The sequence below is a fragment of the Microcystis sp. M179S2 genome, from assembly GCF_020245805.1.
Classification (GTDB): Bacteria; Cyanobacteriota; Cyanobacteriia; order Cyanobacteriales; family Microcystaceae; genus Microcystis; species Microcystis aeruginosa.
In genome coordinates this window covers 1-19,170 of the sequence record NZ_JADBUE010000378.1, presented here as the reverse complement: position 1 = coordinate 19,170, position 19,170 = coordinate 1, and the positions used below count along the sequence as shown (strand labels likewise).

General features: G+C 42.7%; 23 protein-coding genes. 6 read left to right on the top strand and 17 right to left on the bottom strand.

The window, feature by feature from the left end; genetic code table 11:
- Nucleotides 1–212 precede the first annotated feature (212 nt).
- From IM500_RS23605 to IM500_RS23550, 12 genes are all read right to left on the bottom strand, one after another.
- Entirely contained in the window at nt 213–1,067 is an 855-nt protein-coding gene (locus IM500_RS23605; RefSeq protein WP_002768795.1) for a class I SAM-dependent methyltransferase family protein, read from the bottom strand.
- 41 nt (nt 1,068–1,108) lie between these two features.
- Nucleotides 1,109–1,750 carry a lysophospholipid acyltransferase family protein gene (locus IM500_RS23600; protein ID WP_012265433.1) on the bottom strand — a complete coding sequence of 214 codons (642 nt, stop codon included), beginning with the start codon at nt 1,748–1,750 and terminating at the stop codon, nt 1,109–1,111.
- Complete coding sequence (locus IM500_RS23595; protein ID WP_002768798.1) at nt 1,747–2,703, bottom strand: phosphatidate cytidylyltransferase; 957 nt, start codon at nt 2,701–2,703, stop codon at nt 1,747–1,749. The genes IM500_RS23600 and IM500_RS23595 overlap by 4 nt, the downstream gene beginning before the upstream one ends.
- Nucleotides 2,678–3,310, bottom strand: a complete 633-nt coding sequence (locus IM500_RS23590; protein ID WP_002768800.1) for a CDP-alcohol phosphatidyltransferase family protein — start codon at nt 3,308–3,310, stop codon at nt 2,678–2,680. Before IM500_RS23590 ends, IM500_RS23595 begins: the two co-directional genes overlap by 26 nt.
- Before the next feature lie 421 nt (nt 3,311–3,731).
- The gene (locus tag IM500_RS23585) at nt 3,732–4,127 is read right to left on the bottom strand and encodes an ACP S-malonyltransferase (protein ID WP_185237602.1); all 396 of its coding nucleotides are present in this window, start codon (nt 4,125–4,127) and stop codon (nt 3,732–3,734) included.
- The gene (locus IM500_RS23580) at nt 4,124–4,498 is read right to left on the bottom strand and encodes a DUF433 domain-containing protein (protein ID WP_002784772.1); all 375 of its coding nucleotides are present in this window, start codon (nt 4,496–4,498) and stop codon (nt 4,124–4,126) included. Before IM500_RS23580 ends, IM500_RS23585 begins: the two co-directional genes overlap by 4 nt.
- 429 nt (nt 4,499–4,927) lie before the next feature.
- Nucleotides 4,928–5,797, bottom strand: coding sequence for a hypothetical protein (locus IM500_RS23575; RefSeq protein WP_287739635.1), 870 nt, complete (start codon nt 5,795–5,797; stop codon nt 4,928–4,930).
- A 292-nt stretch (nt 5,798–6,089) separates the two neighbouring features.
- Nucleotides 6,090–6,554 carry a DUF29 domain-containing protein gene (locus tag IM500_RS23570; protein WP_002796831.1) on the bottom strand — a complete coding sequence of 155 codons (465 nt, stop codon included), beginning with the start codon at nt 6,552–6,554 and terminating at the stop codon, nt 6,090–6,092.
- A gap of 16 nt (nt 6,555–6,570) precedes the next feature.
- Complete coding sequence (locus tag IM500_RS23565) at nt 6,571–7,029, bottom strand: DUF29 domain-containing protein (protein WP_012265437.1); 459 nt, start codon at nt 7,027–7,029, stop codon at nt 6,571–6,573.
- Between the two features lie 16 nt (nt 7,030–7,045).
- Nucleotides 7,046–7,504, bottom strand: a complete 459-nt coding sequence (locus tag IM500_RS23560; RefSeq protein ID WP_190723192.1) for a DUF29 domain-containing protein — start codon at nt 7,502–7,504, stop codon at nt 7,046–7,048.
- Nucleotides 7,505–7,547: 43 nt separating this feature from the next.
- Nucleotides 7,548–8,531, bottom strand: coding sequence for a protein-methionine-sulfoxide reductase catalytic subunit MsrP (msrP, locus tag IM500_RS23555; protein WP_190723191.1), 984 nt, complete (start codon nt 8,529–8,531; stop codon nt 7,548–7,550).
- 85 nt (nt 8,532–8,616) lie between these two features.
- Complete coding sequence (locus IM500_RS23550) at nt 8,617–10,002, bottom strand: cytochrome P450 (protein ID WP_190723190.1); 1,386 nt, start codon at nt 10,000–10,002, stop codon at nt 8,617–8,619.
- A gap of 263 nt (nt 10,003–10,265) precedes the next feature.
- Between IM500_RS23550 and IM500_RS23545 the strand changes: the two genes are divergently transcribed.
- The 3 genes from IM500_RS23545 (at nt 10,266) to IM500_RS23535 (ending at nt 13,056) form a co-directional block, all read left to right on the top strand.
- Complete coding sequence (locus IM500_RS23545) at nt 10,266–11,021, top strand: TVP38/TMEM64 family protein (protein ID WP_190723189.1); 756 nt, start codon at nt 10,266–10,268, stop codon at nt 11,019–11,021.
- A gap of 335 nt (nt 11,022–11,356) precedes the next feature.
- Nucleotides 11,357–12,904, top strand: coding sequence for a mercuric reductase (locus IM500_RS23540; protein WP_190723188.1), 1,548 nt, complete (start codon nt 11,357–11,359; stop codon nt 12,902–12,904).
- A 5-nt stretch (nt 12,905–12,909) separates the two neighbouring features.
- Nucleotides 12,910–13,056, top strand: coding sequence for a hypothetical protein (locus IM500_RS23535; RefSeq protein WP_190723187.1), 147 nt, complete (start codon nt 12,910–12,912; stop codon nt 13,054–13,056).
- A gap of 11 nt (nt 13,057–13,067) precedes the next feature.
- Here IM500_RS23535 and IM500_RS23530 read toward each other — a convergent pair whose 3' ends face one another.
- Both IM500_RS23530 and IM500_RS23525 read right to left on the bottom strand, forming a co-directional pair.
- Nucleotides 13,068–13,466, bottom strand: coding sequence for a type II toxin-antitoxin system VapC family toxin (locus IM500_RS23530; protein WP_199328873.1), 399 nt, complete (start codon nt 13,464–13,466; stop codon nt 13,068–13,070).
- Nucleotides 13,463–13,750: a hypothetical protein gene (locus IM500_RS23525; protein WP_190723185.1), complete on the bottom strand. Its 288-nt coding sequence runs from the start codon at nt 13,748–13,750 to the stop codon at nt 13,463–13,465. Before IM500_RS23525 ends, IM500_RS23530 begins: the two co-directional genes overlap by 4 nt.
- A 608-nt stretch (nt 13,751–14,358) precedes the next feature.
- Between IM500_RS23525 and IM500_RS23520 the strand changes: the two genes are divergently transcribed.
- Together IM500_RS23520 and IM500_RS23515 are read left to right on the top strand one after the other, a co-directional pair.
- Nucleotides 14,359–14,679 carry a hypothetical protein gene (locus tag IM500_RS23520; RefSeq protein WP_190723184.1) on the top strand — a complete coding sequence of 107 codons (321 nt, stop codon included), beginning with the start codon at nt 14,359–14,361 and terminating at the stop codon, nt 14,677–14,679.
- A 15-nt stretch (nt 14,680–14,694) separates the two neighbouring features.
- A complete protein-coding gene (locus IM500_RS23515) occupies nt 14,695–15,099 on the top strand; it encodes a type II toxin-antitoxin system VapC family toxin (RefSeq protein WP_287739634.1) in 405 nt (134 codons plus the stop codon).
- Between the two features lie 484 nt (nt 15,100–15,583).
- Here the strand turns inward: IM500_RS23515 and IM500_RS23510 are convergent, their stop codons facing one another.
- The 3 genes from IM500_RS23510 to IM500_RS23500 all read right to left on the bottom strand — a co-directional run bounded on the left by IM500_RS23510 (nt 15,584) and on the right by IM500_RS23500 (nt 17,335).
- Nucleotides 15,584–15,970, bottom strand: a complete 387-nt coding sequence (locus IM500_RS23510; protein WP_190358566.1) for a type II toxin-antitoxin system VapC family toxin — start codon at nt 15,968–15,970, stop codon at nt 15,584–15,586.
- A complete protein-coding gene (locus tag IM500_RS23505; protein WP_190358565.1) occupies nt 15,967–16,224 on the bottom strand; it encodes a type II toxin-antitoxin system Phd/YefM family antitoxin in 258 nt (85 codons plus the stop codon). Before IM500_RS23505 ends, IM500_RS23510 begins: the two co-directional genes overlap by 4 nt.
- Nucleotides 16,225–16,639: 415 nt before the next feature.
- Nucleotides 16,640–17,335 (bottom strand): PEP-CTERM sorting domain-containing protein, encoded by a 696-nt coding sequence (locus IM500_RS23500; protein ID WP_242034733.1) that lies wholly within the window; start codon nt 17,333–17,335, stop codon nt 16,640–16,642.
- 303 nt (nt 17,336–17,638) lie between these two features.
- Here IM500_RS23500 and IM500_RS23495 point away from each other — a divergent pair, with 303 nt between their 5' ends.
- Nucleotides 17,639–18,916, top strand: a complete 1,278-nt coding sequence (locus IM500_RS23495) for a hypothetical protein (RefSeq protein ID WP_287739633.1) — start codon at nt 17,639–17,641, stop codon at nt 18,914–18,916.
- Nucleotides 18,917–19,170 lie beyond the last annotated feature (254 nt).

Here is a 19,170-nt window from a genome sequence, read left to right as displayed (position 1 = left end):
TTTGTGGAAGCTTTAGAAGCTTTTCGGACAGCGATGTCTTTCCGTTTCTTTGAGTGGCTGACCGAGAATCGGGATGTGTTTGCCGCTTACAAAGCCAGTTTAGGCTTTATTTGGGCTTGAAATTTGTTTAAGTCCCATTATCCCCACTGCTGATTTTTCTCTCTTTGTCAACCCCTAGACCTGAATAGTTACAAAATGAGTTTTCGCTGACTTCACTTTCTCGCTTTGACGACCCCGAAAATATTAAAGTTATCCATCTGTACCTGGAAATCTTGAAAACCCGCATCAGTTGCCCATGCTTCGGTTAATTCTAGCGGTCTCAGGCGCATCACCCAAGGTTTACCTGTATGAGAATTTAATACCCTGGCAATAAACTCTAATTGGGGGTGGTAGGGTTGAATGGTAAAAATGAGCGTCCCGCCTGGTTCAAGAAGACGATATAATTGCTGGAAATGCTGACGAATTAACTCATTATCTGGTAATATTTCGTGGAGTCCCGAGACGACAATTAAATTAGGCGGTGGTAAGACCCGGTTTAAGTCGTCATCGTTAAAAGCGTCAGCTTGTTCGATAGTTGCTGATACGCCAAGGTGGAGAGCTAATTCTTGCGCTTTTTGCACATTTTCTGCCTTGTAATCTCGCAATAAAGCATTCACTGCACCACCCGAAAAATCTAGCAAAACTTCCAAGTCATAGCGGCCACCACCACAAGCAACATCGAGGAGGTTAGTTGTTACCCCTTGCTCAAAATTATCTTGGATAACTTGACGCAATACGCTTTTCAGAATTTCCCCACGTTGACGTATTCCCTGCCATCCCTGGGAGTCGAGATAAACACGGTCAATTATCTTGCCAAACCAGGTAATGCCGCTGGGACGATTGCGATAAACATACTCTAACATGACTCCTGAATCAAAGCCGTATTTCAAGCCCAGACGAATTCCGTCTGAAAGTTGCCCGATGGTTTGAAACAGCAATCTTACAAGGCTGTAGTAGATGGCTTTAGGATGCCAAATTGGCAGCGGACGACTTAGTGAATCATAGCTAGGTAAGGTTTGAGAATTCATGGTTAATTCCTTCGTTTAATCAAGAAAAATCAAGAACTTTTTTATTGCCAAGCAGAAAAATTTCCTGATGATGCCAACTCTTGTATTGACTGATTTAACAAATCCATAAAGCTTTGTTTATTGCCAGTCCAATGGAGAGGATTACCAAGCCAAACATCACAAAAGAAAGGGACTAATAAAGCTTCACCTTTGGGAAGTGTCTTGCCTAAACCATGCAAGAAAATTGGATAGATGGGGATTTCTGGATGCCGTTTCGCTAGATGGGCAATGCCACTCTTAAAGCTAGTTAAAGATTCAGGATTGCCGCGAGAGCCTTCAGGATAGATTAGCAGAATTTCTCTCCGCACTAATGCCTGAGAACAACTGTCTAGAGGATGCTCGCGAACATTCCCCATTTCGCGTCTTAAGGGAATGATACCAATAATATTTAGAGAAAACCAAGTCAGCCAGGGATTCTTTAACCAATAGTCCGCCGCCGCTACTGGACGCAATTTGTCTAATAACCTTAAGGGAAAGAGTGTCATCAATACCAGGGTATCGAGATGGCTGTTGTGGTTGGCAACAATTATCGCTGGTCCCGATTTTGGTAGCCTCTCTTTGTGACTGATTCTTAGTCCGATAATGACCAAGACAATCAGTCTAACCACGCAACCAAAAAACAACAATCGCAGTAACTTATTCAAGCTAACATCCCCCGGAAATAAAAGTAAACAGTAAAATGGAAAAATAGGGGAGCAGTATAAGTTAAACTGTCAATACGATCAAGAATACCACCGTGTCCTGGTAAGAGATTACCGCTGTCTTTAACTCCTAAGTCTCGCTTCAGAGCCGATACAGTAACATCACCAATAAAACCGGCAATTCCCAATAGTAACCCCAGCCAGAATGCGTGAGTTAAATTAAACGGAGTTAACCAAGGAGCCAAAATTACTGCCAATACTATTGTCGTTATTATCCCTCCTAGCAAGCCTTCCCAGGTTTTGTTGGGGCTAACTGTCGGTAAAACTTTATGTCTTCCCAAACTTTTTCCCCACAAGTACTGGGAAATATCATTCAGAGCCGTCAAAAATAAAAGATACAGTAACAATCCAGCACCGCCAGCTATGGGATTACCTGCGGGTGGTAGCCTTAATAAATAGGCGACGTGACTGATGCTAAATACTGTCAGCATCAATCCCCAATGTAGAGTTCCTATTGCCTTGAGAAAACCGTGTATTTCTCCTAAAATTACCATCCGCATCGGCAAGATAAGGAACATATAAACTGGGATAAATACTAAAAACATTCCGTACCACCGACTGTAAATCCAGTAATATTGTAAGATGATTGCTAAATAAGCCCAAAACAAGACGCGACGGTCTGCCCGCCGTGTCGGAATTAGAGATAAATATTCTTTCAGGGCCAGAAAACTGACAAAACCAAAAAAGATCACAGCTATTCCAGGACTGAGGATGAGAGAAGTTGAGAAAAGAAGGGTAATTGCCCACCAAGATTTGACTCGTTGCTTCAGTTCTGTATAATTTCTCTCTGGCAAAGTTAGGGAGAGAAGCTGAATTATGAGAGTCGCTAGTATTAATAGGATAAATACCCCTGCTAACCCCCAGATAACATTAATTGCTGGCTTCGTCCAAACCATGATACTCTAATTCCTTTAAGCTGCTGTAAGCCCGATTGATAATTGTCGAAAATAGCAGTAAGATTGTGGTAATCCAAATATAATCTAACCACTTTCCTGCTGTCAATCCTAATCCTAATAATAAAGCAATTATACCAAATAAAAAAGCACGATCACTTTTGCCCATTGGCCCTTGATATTGTCTTTTTCCACTCACTGTAACCCCGAGAACTCCAGTCATTTCACTGATGATTGACAGTAAGACAATTGGGACAACCAAAATACTAGAAACTCCTGGTATTAAGGCAAAGGGAAGGTAGAGGGCAGTATCAGAAATTACATCTCCTAGTTCATTTAAGATAGTACCTAACGATGTTTTCTGGTTGTAGTCTCTGGCTAACATCCCATCAATCGCATTCAGTGCAATTCGCATAAAAAGTACCAAAGGCATCAGCAACAGTAGCCAGCGCTGACAATGCCAAAGGACAATTGCTATTCCCATCAATACTGATAAGACAGCAGCAGATGTGGTAATTTGATTCGCCGTGATTCCTTGTTTCGCTAGTTGCTTGACTAGCGGACTCAATATCTTTTGAAAAGCTGGCTTTAATTGATAGATAGTAATCACGGAATTTAGATCAACTTTTATAAATTTAAAAATTTTTGTCCAGAGATATGGAACTATAAATATATCATACCAAGAGATAGGCGTGATCGCTAGAACTTTTCCCTATATCAACCCCAAAAGCGTGTTAGCCAGATTAGCCTATTGCCAAAAACCTTGTTTAACTAAATTCCTGACAATTAGGCTCATCCTAGCGATGATTCTTCGATCTGACCGCACCCATTGACAAAAATTTACAATTATTCGACCTTTAGCGATCGCTATCGGGAGATAGTTGTTTTTTGTTACAGCAGTGGGGGAGAAGAGAGCGGGTTTTTCAAGTTGGATTGGCAGTTAATCATGCTATTAAAAACCGATTCAGTATAAAGACCCCGTTATGCCGTGTCCCTACAGATAGACTTCAACGGCCCTAGCATTCGCCGCGTCACGGAATGAATATTCGCCTTGCGCCTCGATAGGTATCAATATCAAGCACAATTTCAACAAGACTTTCAACACACCGACCTCGATATTCCGAATCATTCAAAAGCCGATCAGCATTGCTAACGGTGATCACAGGCAATGACTCTGAGGTATTTTCTTCACGCAGGACCTGCTCTAGGGAATCTTTCCCTTCCATACTGTGATTAGCGGTAAGCAAAATCATCTGATTCTCTTGAGCAAGTCGCCAAACCGTCCTGTCATCACTGTTGATCGACAAATCCATCTCTGCAAAGGTGACGAACTGCATCGGGACGATATCAAGCCAGCCCTGAGTTGCGATCGCACCAAAGAAAACCAAGGCATGACCTTTGAGATTGTGATCAATCAAAAAAATCATACTTTCGACTCACGCTTTGCCTTAGCCACTCGAAGCTTTTCCCAAGCAGCCTCGGAGCCTGGCTTAGGTGGTTGCGCAGCAATACGGGCAACTCGCTCACGATTTTGCTCTTCATAATATTGTCGGAGTTCTTCAGCTTCTTTGAGAACTTGCTGGTACTCAGCTTCCACATCCGCACGATGAGCCTCAATATAAGCCAGGGCAGTGTTAATTTGCTCTTCCGTCAGATCAAATAATCCCTGAATGAACTTAGGTGGATATTGAGCAGTCACATAATCCATCACATCGTAGAGGGTGATGCGGGTTCCTGCGATCGTCAGTCCCCGCTCTGTACGAATGATAGCGGTTTTTCCATTAGATGCGAGCGTCATAGCTATAGTCTCAGTCTTTCACCATCTCATTCCATATTACCGCATGAAAAAGCAAGGTGAGCAAACGCCCACCCTGACTACTAATTCGCAAGCTCTTTAATCCTCAACCCAGACTTTCAAAATGTATTTCAGCCTCGTTCCTGCATCTAGCCAGTAGTGAACTCCAATATCTGGCAATTCAGTATCATTTGTGTGAGCATCACCAGGCCCCGTACTACAAGATCGGCGATCAAATTTAGACCACAGCTTCAATCAATGGGCATGGTGCGTTCCCCAAAATCGATCGCTGGAGCAGTAGGAGCCACATTAGGGAACGCACCCTACGGCGATTGCGTACTGCTACGCAGTGCCTTCGGCATCGCACTGCCATGTCTAGGAGCAAAGTGACGCTCGCGGCATCGGCAGCTGCAACGATCGGTTAGCCAGCGGTTACACAGGTAGCCAGGTATCCTGGTTTGGCAATGGGCCAGCCAACTTGCAGCGGGCAACAGGCGTCAGTGGATCAACGAGACCCTTCGTCTTATCTGACATGATAGAGTTGCCGAAGTTCATAACGTCGCAAGGCAGGACTGACCCGTGCACCCATTCAGAAATCGATCCATGTCGTGAAAAAAGCCGTCGTAACCAGAAAGGTTTACGAAACTTACTTGGTCCGTACTCGGCAATTGAGTTGGCAACGGGAGGATCATCGCCACGTCGGATTCCGACGTTATTGGGACGCTCCGCCTGTGCGTAAAGGGAGTGATCGAATTGCGCCACGGGATGAACGCTTCCATCATGGACGTGGGCAGTCGGGAAGAAAAGGGCCGTTGAATTCCGCGTCCTAAACGACAATGCCATGGGATGGATCCGCATGTCTCCAGATCGAAGCTGAAAGACGGCAAAACCAAAGTCACTGTAAAGCGGCAGCTGTTTCCAAACATCCTCTGGAAGGCGAAATCGAAGATCAAGTCTGTGAAAATCCGCGAGTGCGGGTACGAACGAAGCGTCAAACGCGCCAACTCGATGAACCATGAGATTTCTAGGACTCGCTCTCGCGACAGCGACGCCTTTGCTACGCATTTCCATCGGCTGCGGGAAGCATCGATCCATGTCGCGAAAAAAGCCGTCGTAACCAGAAAGGTTTACGAAACTTACTTGGTCCGTACTCGGCAATTGAGTTGGCAACGGGAGGATCATCGCCACGTCGGATTCCGACGTTAGGCGCATCTCATACACTAAGTGCTGACGGTCGCCATTCAGGCGAGCGTAGATCTTCGTGTTGGACACCTGTTGAACGTCGTGAGAAAAGATACACATTGGATTGCGTCTGCCTAACTACATATTATGCGGAAACTTTCTGTATAACACTCTATTTAGGCGCGATTGCCAGAACTTTTCCCTATATCACACCCAAAAGCGTGTTAGCCAGATTAGCATATTGCCAAAAACCTTGTTTAACTAAATTTCTGACAATTAGGCTCATTCTAGCAATGATTCTTCGATCTGACCGCACCCCTTGAAAAAAATTTATAATTATTCGACCTTTAGCGATCGCTATCGGGGGATAGTTGTTTTTTGTTAGAGCAGTATGGAGCAGTCTAACTGATGGCTATATTTCCAGATTATCGCCCGCAGGAAACCAATCTTCATCGAGAATTTGTTCAAGGGAACCAATGGGAATAACGGGGAAAGTATCGAGGGGTAATTGAGAGCGGTCACTGGCATTTTTTCGGGCTGAAAGATAACATTCATCAAAAATTTCCAAAAGATAAGGTTTCAGACTAGGACTATCTTTAAGTTCATCTAATATATCGAGACGAAAAGTTCTAATCTCTCCCTTCCAGTGACCTTCGTTTCTCTCTCTTTCTGCCGCCCAATATTTGAGCTTAAGTAAATGTTCTAATAATCGGGTTAACAGACTTTTAATTGTGCGCTTTTCACTCCTTCCCATACTTGCTAATTCCTCTAGTAAATTCTCTAAATCTACCCGCTCAAACTGTCTGGCTTGCAGTTGATTAATAGTAGTTCTAATCCAGAGATAAAAGTCTTCTTCGTACAGGGTTTTATTATCCATAATTTACCTCTATATATTACTCGTGGTTATTAGTGGGAAACCAATCTTCATCGAGAATTTGTTCAAGGGAACCAATGGGAATAGGGGGGAAAGTATCAAGAGGTAATTGAGTTCTAACTTGAGCCTCTTTTCTAGCAAATTGATAGCATTCCTCAAAGATTTCCAGAATATAGGGTTTTAAACTAGGGCTATCTTTAATTTCTTCGATTATTTGTCGGCGAAAGTTGATAATTTCCCCTTTCCAGTGACCCTCATTTCTAGATTTTTCTCCTGTCCAGTAAGTTAGTTTCAGCAAATGTACCAGTAATTGAATCAAAAGATTTTCGATTTTGCGCTTTTCACTCCTTCCCATACTTGCTAATTCCTCCAGTAAATTCTCTAAATCTACCCGCTCAAACTGTCTCGCTTGCAGTTGATTAATAGTAGTTCTAATCCAGAGATAAAAGTCTTGTTCGTACAGGGTTTTATTGTCCATAATTGACCTCTATATATTACTCATGGTTATTAGTGGGAAACCAATCTTCATCGAGAATTTGTTCAAGGGAACCAAGGGGAATAGCGGGGAAAGTATCGAGGGGTAATTGAGAGCGATCACTAGCATCTTTTCTAGCAAATTGATAGCATTCCTCAAAGATTTCCAAAAGATAGGGTTTGAGACTAGGGCTATCTTTAACTTCTTTGATTATTTGTCGGCGAAAGTTTCTAATTTCCCCTTTCCAGTGACCCTCATTTCTAGCTTTTTCTCCTGTCCAGTAGGTTAGTTTCAGCAAATGTACCAGCAATTGAATCAAAAGATTTTCGATTTTGCGTTTTTCACTCCTTCCCATACTTGCTAACTCCTCCAGTAAATTCTCTAAATCTACCCGCTCAAACTGTCTGGCTTGCAGTTGATTAATAGTAGTTCTAATCCAGAGATAAAAGTCTTGTTCGTACAGAGTTTTATTTTCCATAAATACTCACTTAAACTAAATAAAACGAGGATAATAATCAAAATTAACTATACAAACTAGCCACATATTCACCGTAGCCATTATAGGGCAGAGTTTCGATAATTTCCCAAGATAAATCACTTCTACTGCCGATAAATTTCTCCGTTGCTTGCGACCAACGGGGATGGGGTTTACTGGGGTTTACATTAGCCTCAAAATCGTATTCATGAGCGTCAATTGTGTTCCAGTAGGTGGCGGGTTGTTTGGCGGTAAATTCAATTTTTACTATCGATTTTGCTCCTTTAAAACCGTATTTCCAAGGAATAACCATTCGCAAGGGTGCGCCCTGTTGTTTCGGTAAATCATGCCCGAAAATTCCCACGGCAAAGAAAGCTAATTCATTGGCCATTTCTTCAATTCTTAAACCTTCTGTATAGGGCCAGGGTAAGGGACCTAAATGTAATCCTGGCCCCTTAGTAATTTCGGGATTATAAAAGGAGGTGAAACGGACGAATTTAGCTTCTGGTTTTGGTTCCACTGCCGCAATTAAAGCACCCATGGGAAAACCAAGCCAAGGTAACACCATTGACCAAGCTTCCACACAACGAAAACGATAGATTCTTTCTTCGAGAGGAAAGGTTTTTTTAATAGTATCTATATCGTAGGTTTGGGGATTTTTTACCAATCCTCCCACTTCTACCGTCCAGGGATTCGTCGGTAGTTTCTGCGCTTTTAACCAGATATTTTTCCCCCCTCCGAACTCATAAAAATTGTTATATTTCCCGGCTACAGTTTCGGCAGCTATGGGGCGATTTACCGTTAAAAACTGCGGATTCTTGCTGAACCCTTCAATTTTAGGTAATTGCAAACTTTTTTCTAAAGCTTCCGAGGAGGAGGATTTACCACAAGCAGTTAATAATAGGGAACTCCCCGCAATTCCTGTCCCGATTAACCCCTGTAAAAAGCGACGACGGTTAAAATAAACACTTTCGGAAGTAACTTCATTTTCGGAAATTTGCCAGGATTTAGCTAAACGAATTAAGACCATAATTATCCCCAATTTTATTGACAAAAAAACAGAGTTATGATATGGGATACCACAACTCTGATTGTACAATAGTTTGTCAGTTTTTTTAAGAAATTTCGGCGAGCATCGGGGCCGTCACCAGAGGTTCCCGTCGTCCTTTTAAGACCATGGGAACTCCTCGCGAGGGAGCAAGGGTTAAACCGCGGCGGCTGGGTTTTTCGGGGGTATTATTAACTAGAGTTAACTGATAATTGGCCAAAATTGTGGCGATAGCGATTTTCATCTCGTAGATAGCTAAAACTTCCCCGATACAACGACGCGCCCCACCACCAAAAGGCATATATTCATAGGGGGTGAATTGTTTTTCTAAAAAGCGTTCTGGTTTAAAAGTATGGGAATCGGGGAAAGTTTGCTCGCGGTGGTGAGCTAGATAAATACAACCCATAAGAATTGTCCCTTTTTCTAAAGGATAACCATCTAGTTCTACCGGTTCTTCCACTGCTCGCGGAAAAGTTAACATTGCCACGGGATGAATGCGTAAAGTTTCCGAACAAACCGCCGCAAGATAGGGTAATCGAGTTATGTCAATGGGGTTAGGATTATCTCCTAAAGTGGCTATTTCTTGGAGAATTTTTGCTTTAATTTCTGGATAGCGATGAGTCCAGTAGAGCGCCCAAGACATAGCGGTGGCGGTGGTTTCATGACCGGCGAATAATAAGGTCATTAATTCATCGCGCAATTCCTTATCGCTCATCGGGTTGCCTTCTTCATCCCGGGCCGACATCAGTAGTGATAAAATATCGGTGCGATTGGGGTTAGGATTAGCTTTTCTTTCGGCAATTTCTGTATAGATAATATCATCAATTTTTTCTTGGTAACGCTGGTATTTTCCCCAGGGACTCCAAGCACCAAAATCAGCCCGCAAAATTGGAAAAAATAACAAAGAAGCCATCACCGGAGAGTTAAAAATATCGAGCATTTCAGCGAGAGTTTTTTTCAGGGTTTGATAACGTTCCCCTTGACTAATTCCAAAAACTGCCTCCATAATTACTTGTAAAGCGATTGCTGTGGTCGCTGAACGGGCCTTAAAAGGTTGATTTTCGGGCAATTCTGCCATTACTCTCAGGGTAATATCGCGGATTAAATCGCCGTAGAAACGCATTCTTTCCCCGTGAAAAGGTGGCAATAAAAGCTGACGGCGTTTTTTGTGGATGTCTCCGTCTAACATGACGACGGAATAATCACCAATAATCGGGGCAATAATCCGATTGGCTTCCCCTGGTGCCGAAAATTTTTTACGGTCATTAGTTAAAACCTGTTGTAGGGCCGCAGGACTACTGACAAAGATAAAATTATCTACAGTTAAACCCACTTTTGTGCTAAAAATATCGCCATGCTTGCGGGCGGCATTTTCCATAAAAGCTACAGGATTAATGATCCATTGTGCCATTTGCAGGAAGGTAGGGGCCTTGACCTTGGGGATGATTTTCATAGATTAATTGCTATATCGAATGCTAATTATTTCTAATTGTGACATTTTTTCCCCAGAGACGGCAAGGTGTAATATCAAGTAAACAGCAACAATTACCGGGCTGTTGCTTGTCCTATCTTCTCCCAGAGAGGGAGATTTTCTGGGAATTTTCAGGATTGGCTTTCTGGTCTAAACAATGATAACTACGGTAGAATAGCCCCTAGTTCTATTTAATTCGCTTTTATAGTTTAATCTCTCTTTTATTCTCTTTTTAGGGACTTGTGATGATTATTTCCCAGTCCAGCAACTGGAAAAAGCTGGTTATTTGCCGTTATTTGCCGCTGCTAATCGCCTTTAGCGGCACTTTTCTCCTGACTACTCCCCCCGCTTTTGCCCTCGAATCCAGTGCCTCCACCGGTTTTAATCCTCAAACTATTCTTTTCCATGCCTTAACTTGGGTGGATAGTTTGGGGGCTGTGGGAGCGATCGCGTTTATAATTATCTATATTCTAGCTACTGTGGCCTTTTTTCCAGGTTCAATCCTGACTTTCGGGGCTGGTGTGGTTTTTGGCGTGCTTTTAGGCTCTTTTTACGTCTTTATCGCGGCAACTATCGGCGCTACCGCCGCTTTTCTGGTGGGACGTTATCTGGCGAGGGGTTGGGTGGTGGAAAAAATTCAAGGTAATAGTAAATTTCAAGCTATCGATGAAGCTGTGGGGAAAGAAGGCTTAAAAATAGTGCTTTTAACCCGTTTATCTCCCGTATTTCCCTTTAATCTGCTCAATTATGCCTATGGTGTCACCGGGGTTTCCCTGAAAGATTATCTACTAGGTTCCGCGGGCATGATTCCGGGGACGATAATGTATGTTTATATTGGCTCTTTAGCGGGTAATCTTGCCACTATCGGCACCTCAACACCAGCCACTAACCCAGCTTTACCATGGACTATTCGCCTGATCGGTTTGATCGCTACCGTTGCTCTCACCCTCTACGTCACAAAAATTGCCCGTCAGGCCCTGGCATCAGTTATCAGTGAATAGTCATCATTTATCAGTCAGGGGTTGGGGAAGTGGGAAGTGGGGTGTGGGGTGTGGGGAGAACAAATAAAAATAATCTCCTCACGACCGGCGACCGGCGACCGGCTACCCAAAACGAAAACTTCGTATCTCACCATTAAGATAACTGCTTTAATAAACCTCTTGCATAATTAATTTTTCAGGGTTCAAAAACGGCAAAAATAAGAATTAAATTGCATAAAATCGGTAAATAGACCATTTAACTGATTATTATTCATTCTTAATTCTCCTGACTACTGACTACTGGCTACTGACTCCTAACCCTAACAACAATTTTTGATTTTTACAAGAGGTCTAATATGTTTCAAAATAGCTCCAGTGAAGTTAATATTCTCCCCATGGACGAACATAATCAAAAATTAGTTAATTATGTTCATCCTGCCGATTGGCTCAATCCACAACCCCAAGATTGTTATGATTTAGTCGTCATTGGTGCGGGTACTGCGGGTTTAGTCGTAGCGGCGGGGGCTGCGGGTTTAGATATAGGTTTAAAAGTGGCTTTAGTGGAAAAACATCTCATGGGGGGAGATTGCCTCAATTTCGGTTGTATTCCTTCTAAATGTCTGATTCGTTCCTCTAGAATTATCGGGGAAATTGAGAAAGCCAAAAAATTAGGAATTAATATTGGGGATACTAGGGTAGATTTTGCCAGAGTCATGACCAGAATGCGACAAATTCGCGCCGATATTAGCCATAATGATTCGGTGCAACGTTTCCAAAAACTAGGTATCGATGTCTTCTTGGGTAGCGCTCGTTTTTTAGGAGAAAATGCTGTGGCAGTGGCGAGAAAAACTCTCGCTTATAAAAAAGCCGTCATTGCCACTGGTGCTGGGGCCTTTCATCCCGATATCCCCGGACTAAAAGAAGCGGGATTTTATACCAATGAAACAATTTTTTCCCTCACAGAATTACCTCCTCGATTAGCTATTATCGGTGGCGGGCCGCTTGGTTGTGAATTAGCCCAAGCTTTTCAAAGGTTAGGCGCACAGGTGATTTTATTTCATAATCATTCCCATCTTTTGAATAAAGAAGACCAAGAAGCGGCCGAAATTATTGAGAATACTTTCCTGCGGGAAGGAATGCAATTAATTCTCTCTTGCCAAATTGAACGGGTGACAAAAAATGAGCGGGGTAAAACCATTGAATATACTAGCAACGGTCAAGGAGCAACTATCACCGTTGACGAGATTTTAGTCGGTGCGGGCCGGGAGCCGAATCTGTCAGGATTAAATTTAGAAGCGGTGGCCGTGGAATACGATACTCGTCGGGGAGTTAAAGTCAATGATTATCTGCAAACTACTAACCCGAAAATTTATGCGGCCGGTGATATCTGTATGGATTGGAAATTTACCCATGCCGCCGATGCAGCCGCGCGTATTGTGATTAAAAATACCCTTTTTTCTCCCTTCGGTTTCGGACGCGATAAGCTCAGTAATTTAGTTCTGCCTTGGGTCACTTATACCGACCCAGAAATCGCCCGGGTGGGTATGGATGAAACCCAAGCACAGACCCGGGGATTGGTCACTAATACTATTAAAATTCCTTTGAGTATAGTCGATCGAGCTATCACTGATGGCGAAACAGCAGGTTTTCTAAAAATTATTCACAAACAAGGTTCCGACCAAATTTTAGGAGCCACTATCGTCGCCGCTCACGCCGGTGAGATGATTTCCGAAATTACCACCGCTATGGTTGCTCAAATCGGACTGCGTAAACTCTCTAGTGTTATTCATCCCTATCCCACCCAAGCGGAAGCGATTAAAAAGGCCGCCGATGCCTATCGTCGAACTCTCTTGACTCCTAATAGTAAAAAACTCTTGGAATTGTTGACTAAATTATCGGGTTAAAATCAATGATTGCCACCGGAGAACTGCGGCAGAACTTTGAACAATTCTGGCGGGAAGCTGCCGCGCAGTTGGGAAACGCCCAATCCCTCACCGAACTGGGGTCGGGGAAATGGCAGGAGTACCAGTTGGAGAAATACCAACCCCTGACGTAGCTCTGCCCTTTTTAGAATACAAGTAAACGGTGAAAACCTTCTTGCTCAAAATGGCGATCGGTGGTTAATGCTTCATTAATATTGTACTGGCGCATCAATAAAAAGCTAACGGCATCACATAAGGAATAAGTCTTGTCTTGCCGTGCCATCAATAGTTTGACAGCAGCACGATGTAAGGGTTCATCTACCCAAACTGTCTCGATATCTGGATTTTCTAGCAAATCGGTGATAAATTCTAGGGTGGCTAAACGCGGGTAACGCCGTGTATGGGCTAGAGTGACATATTCGGCTAAAATGTAGCTTTGAACTAATCGGATTCTTGTGTTTTTATACAAAAAACGGGCTTGCTGGTGACAAGGTTCGGATTCAAACTGCAAGCATAGCAAACCAGATGTATCTAGAAGCATCAATCTTCCTCATGGTTACTAGCGTATTCTCTCGCAAGATCAGCATCAATGCTTTCATTATCTGCTCCTGGAGGATAGCCGCTAATTGAACCAATATGTCTCTCAAAGCGTTGACGTGCTGCTTCTTTTTCCGCTTCCGTGCGTTGGTCTTTATCTTTTGTTAAGCGATACTGTCGCTCGAGGGAAGTTGCGGCTAATTCTGACAGGTCGATACCTAATATTTTAGCTTGCTGTTGCAAGGCGGCATAGACTTCATCGCTCAATTCTAGGGTTAAGACTTGACTCATTTGGCTGTACCTTCATTGTGGCTATTGATTAGATTAATTTCTTTTTTAACTCTTTGACCATTATAACCTCGGACTCTTCACAGTAGCACTGTAGGGTGGGTTAGTAACCCACCGCATATTAAAAAATTGATGGTGCGTTACACGCGCGTTTTCGCACCCTACTGGACTGTTTCAGATAAAATAGGGCAATAGATTTCGGCTTAAAGTCTTAGATTATAGAATTTATAGCATTTTTCTAATACACCAAATTAGCTGAAACAATCCACTACAGCGATGGCGATCGCACTGTCGGTTGGTAATTTCAATATAAGCAGCATCGTGGCGCACTTGATTCGTCCAGCCTGCTTTCAACACCCATGCGGGAAAGGAAGCTTTATTACGGGCGCTGTTACAGATTACGGCTTTTTCAGCCTTGTCGGGAAGACAGGGCTGGCAATTTTTTTCAGCAGGCGAACTTGAAGCAGGTTAGGTTAAAATTAACTTATTCGGCTCTGATTTTGGATTGGGGAGTTATCTGCTCTCTTCCTAGGAAGGGAAGCGATTTGCCGAAACGGGATGCTCCCTAAAAATCAGAAAAAATTCGCTACACCAGTCTCAAGGAGGAAAGGATGTCTCAAGTCTCTATTCAATCAGATTTGGTCGAGGATAAAATTCAGTCCAGGCTCGTTATTCGTATCGCGTCAATTATTGATGATTTTATCAAGAATGAGAGCTTATTTGAAGATTTAAATAGAGATGAAATGGTTAAGTATTTTGTGAATTTACTGACCGAAAAATTTTCTTCTTCAGAATTAGAAACAATGCCCGATGAAAGTCTAGGTCGCAAAATCAGGCGAGTCTTAGGAGTGCAAGCAATGGCGGGAATGCTGAAGGATTTAACTCCAGAACAAATGGCAGAGTTTGAAGCAGTGATGGCAAGTTTTAGATAGAAATAGTAAATAGTCGTGGGTTATCTACTCGATACTAACATCGTCACAGCTATTCTCAAAGACAACCAAGTAGTCGTTGAGAGATTGAGTGCAGTAAGGCTACAAGGAAAGAATGTTTTCATAAGCTGTATTACTTATTTAGAAACTGAAGCTGGACTATTAGCAGTTAAGGCAACGAAGAAGTTAGCAAGATTTCAGAATTTGTGTCGCACTGATTTGAGAGTATTGTTGTTAGATACAATGGAGATTGTTCATCAAGCCGCAGCAATTTCTGCTGATTTAAGGCTTAAGGGAACCCCCATACAAATGACTGATATTCTCATTGCAGCAACAGCTATTAGCTATAATCTCATTGTCGTTTCTGACGACTCAGATATGCTGAGAGTTCAGGGATTAATCGTAGAAAATTGGCGGCGATGAGATAATTTGCTGGTGATGATCTCACCCATCCAGGAAAGGAAGCTTTATTACTAATATTTTAGCCTGCTGTTGCAAGGTGGCATAAACTTCATCGCTCAATTCTAGGGTTAAGACTTGACTCATTTGGCTGTACCTTCATTGTGGCTATTGATTAGATTAATTTCTTTTTTAACTCTTTGACCATTATAACCTCGGACATCAGCTTGTCTCTTCACAGTAGCACTGTAGCACTGTAGGGTGGGTTAGCGACAGCGTAACCCACCGCGTATTAGAAAATTGATGGTGCGTTACACGCGCGTTTTCGCACCCTACAGCGATGGTGATCGCACTGTACCTCTCTTTTTAGCTTTCTGTTGAATTAGTCTCTTATTTTTGGGGAGTTATTACAAAAAATTATAAGTTAGTTTGACGCAAGAAAACTCAACACAGATAACCTTTTGTTGGGTTGCGCTATCGCTTAACCCAACCTACTTTACTGAGAATTTTACCAATTTATCTGAACAGGATATTTGGCTAATGTTAAATCGTGGCTAATTAGTATGACATTTTCAATGTTAGCTTGAGCAACCAACAAACGGTCAAATGCATCTTTATGGATATTCGGTAAAGTATTTAAAGCTAAAACATGGCTAACTGTAATTGACAACAGTTCAAGTTGATTAGTTTGTTGCTGAGTATTAATCATTTGTGCCAAAGGTAGCTTGAGTGATAGTTTACCTAATTGGAGCTTGATTTGCATTTCCCAAACACTGGCAATACTGAGTAATAGTATGTTAGTTGGATTTCTACACAATTCTAAAGCACGTTGAGATAGTTTCTCTGGTTCACTATCCCACCAAATAAATGTATGGGTATCCAAGAGTAATTTCATAACTCGCCTGTCCAAAATTCTTCAGGAAGTGGCTCATCAAAATCTTCGCTCGTCCAAATTTTTCCTGAGTGTAGTCCTGGTTGTCTTAAGTTAGAAGTTTTAGTGGTTGTTTCTTCAGTTTCTACTAGGGAAATAAGACGAGCTAGAGGTTTATTTCCTTCAGTTATAATAATCTCAGTATCTGCCTTTACTAGAGAAAGTAACTCTTTTAATGTTAACTGTATTTTGTTGGCATCAATAATTTTATTTGACATGATGAATTTTCTCCTGTTATTTTCTTAATGAAGAATCTCTTCTCACCTTATCTAGTTTTCACAGAAAATTGTAGGTTGGGTTGACGCAAGGAAACCCAACACAGATAACCTTTTGTTGGGTTGCGCTATCGCTTAACCCAACCTACTTTACTACACCTTCATCTAAGGAATGGATGAGAAAGTAAGCTAGTTCAGCGCGATCTTGCATAGGAAGTTGAGCAAGTTCTATTTTGAGGGTTTCTGCTGTTTTAGTCATCTTGAAAGCATCTATAACCAGTCATCTTAGATTGTAACAGATCTCGGCTCGCAAGATAAACCATACTCCTTGAAATCATGGGAATTGAGAGAGTTATGCCAAAAATACCCCCTCAACTGACTGAATGAAGGGGCATTTGTCCTATTTTTAGTGGGCAATTTAGCCTACTTTTGTGGTCTCTTTTTCTGAAGATTTGGATGACTTCAGTTTGCGTTTGAGGGTTGAGGCTGCGCCGAGAGTGCCGAGAGCAAGTAGGCCCAGAGATAAACTAGGTTCGGGAACTGGTTGAATATCAGAACTAAAGAGTTTCACGGGCACACTACAGCAATTAGTGCCTAGTTGTAAACTGGGATTGTTGAAGGAACCAATAACATTCTGATTGCCAGTTAAAGCAGTGATGCCATTCTCAGCAACACTATCGAAAGCAACATAGTACCCAGCAAAAACACTAGACGTAGCAGTTAGACCGTAAGTGATTCCGGGTAAGAAAGTAAAAGACAGAGGATCACTTTCTTTGAAAGTATTGTTAGCTAAATCAGTACCTCCATCACTAGCGAAAGTCTTTGGGTTGCTAGAGAATAGAAGATCTCCGTTCCCGGAATTAAAGATTAAGAACTTGAGGTCCCCGGCAGTAGACAAAGCGTTGAGGACAGAGAAAGATGTGATAGTTGTTTGTTGGTTAAACGTGTATCGACCAACTGGAGCATCGCCGCCATCTCGCTGAGTATTAAAAGGATTGAGGGTTCCAATTTCATCAAACAGAACAGACGCTTCTACAGGTCTTACTGAACTAAGAGTGGCAAAACCTAGCGTAGCAGCACCAACAACAATAAGTAAATTTTTATGCAACAACATGGGGTTAAGCCTCCCGAAATATTAGGTATTGCCCTTGTAGCCTGGGTCAAGCAACAGGACACCCCGATTAATTCCGACTTATTGAAAAGGGACAACGGATTCATGGGGGTTCCGAGCTTCGCTTATTGAGAATGAGGCAATTTTTCGAGGTGTTTAACAGCCCAACCCAACCCCAAAGGCGGTTGAAAACAACAATACACACTACCCCCCCGCAAATGTATCCTAAACTACAATTTAATAAATCTTTACATTCTTCTCCCTGACTAGGGATTCACAGCAGAAAATGAAGTCTGCGTCCCCAGAATGCCCGATGGGGCAGAATTGATTGTCACCCGCAGCCCCCTGGTGAATTCCAACGGTGTCATCACCCTGACTAACCGCCACCTCCCCCAACTGATGCGGTTGGAAGGCACAATTCACATCCATCCCGAAACCGCTGCCAAGCACCTACAGGCGGACTTCGATGGCCATAGGCTGGCGTTTGAACGGGCGGACAAATATCCCACTCTGACGGCAGAAATTAAAGAAGCTCTGTTGCCCGAAAACCGCTATCCTGATGTGGTCAAGCGAGATAAAGTTCCCTATCAGGGCAGTTTTGAAGAAATTGCTGTCAGTGCGGTCAATAATGACATCGGCAAGATTGCCAATCAAATTATGATGGCTGTCACCTTGCGTTGGGAAACCATTTTGATGCCAGGGGAAAAAAAAGAGGGTTATGTTAAGCCGGTTGCTCAGTATTATCGGAGTATTCTTGCCAAAAATGCCGATCCAGAACAAGATTTCCAGATTCCTGGGTCATATCGGGACGGGATACAAGCGATCGCTAACTTACCGCAACAACTCTCCCCCCAACAAATTGAAACAGCCCTACAACAGATGCGGGACATCCAATTTAAGATTGTTGGGGACTTATCCAACGAACTACAGGTAGCGGTTGACGGGCCACAAAGTGCTTTACGGCCGGATGCGGCAATTCTCAAGGCCTGTAAGGAAATTGGCGGTTATCAACCCGTCGCCTGGTTAGCAGGGAGGGATAAAAGCCGTTATCCCCAAGTTTATCGCACCCATCCCTTAGAAAGCAGCAATTACGGGTCAGTTGACCGCATGATTGGGGTGGCTAATCAGAAATGGCAAGAAAGCCGCCTAATAGCTCGTCCTGTCAATCAATTTCGGGGCTTTTTTCCCGAAGTTAACAATCAGAATCTTACGGAAATTGCGCTCGAAATCAAGGAAACCTACAATGATTATTTAAAGTCAGTGCGATCGCTTGAAGACCTGAAAAACCGGCATCCCGAACTGAGAGAACCTTATATCGAGGTAACATCGACTAAAAGTCAGAGAACGATTTACCTGACCCGACTAGATCGGTTTGGGACTTTAGAATCGGGTTTTTTCAGCCAAGATAAGCAGTTTCCCGTTGATTTACAGCTTGTTAAGAACAAGATTGACCGAGAGATTCCTAATTCTCTTTTGGCTGTAGCAACGCTCGATCTAGAAGGGAAATCAGTGGAACAACCGATTGGAGCGATCGCCTTATCATCGGTAGAGGAATACAACCTGAAAGCAGGAATAAATATGTAGAGATGGTGCGTCAAGAACACCCTGAAAGTGAAAGACAGCAATTAGCGGCGGCTCTCTGGCATCATGCTCATACCAGGGGTCATCAGTCATCAGATTTGCGTTTCAGTCCACTGATAACTGAACTTCCCCCATACATATATACCATAATAGCCCAAAACCCTTATCCATCAATGGATGTACCCCCTTAACTTTTCTTAATGTACCCATGTAATTTGTAACATTTCTTAATGGACAAGAATTCTCTCTATTTGCTA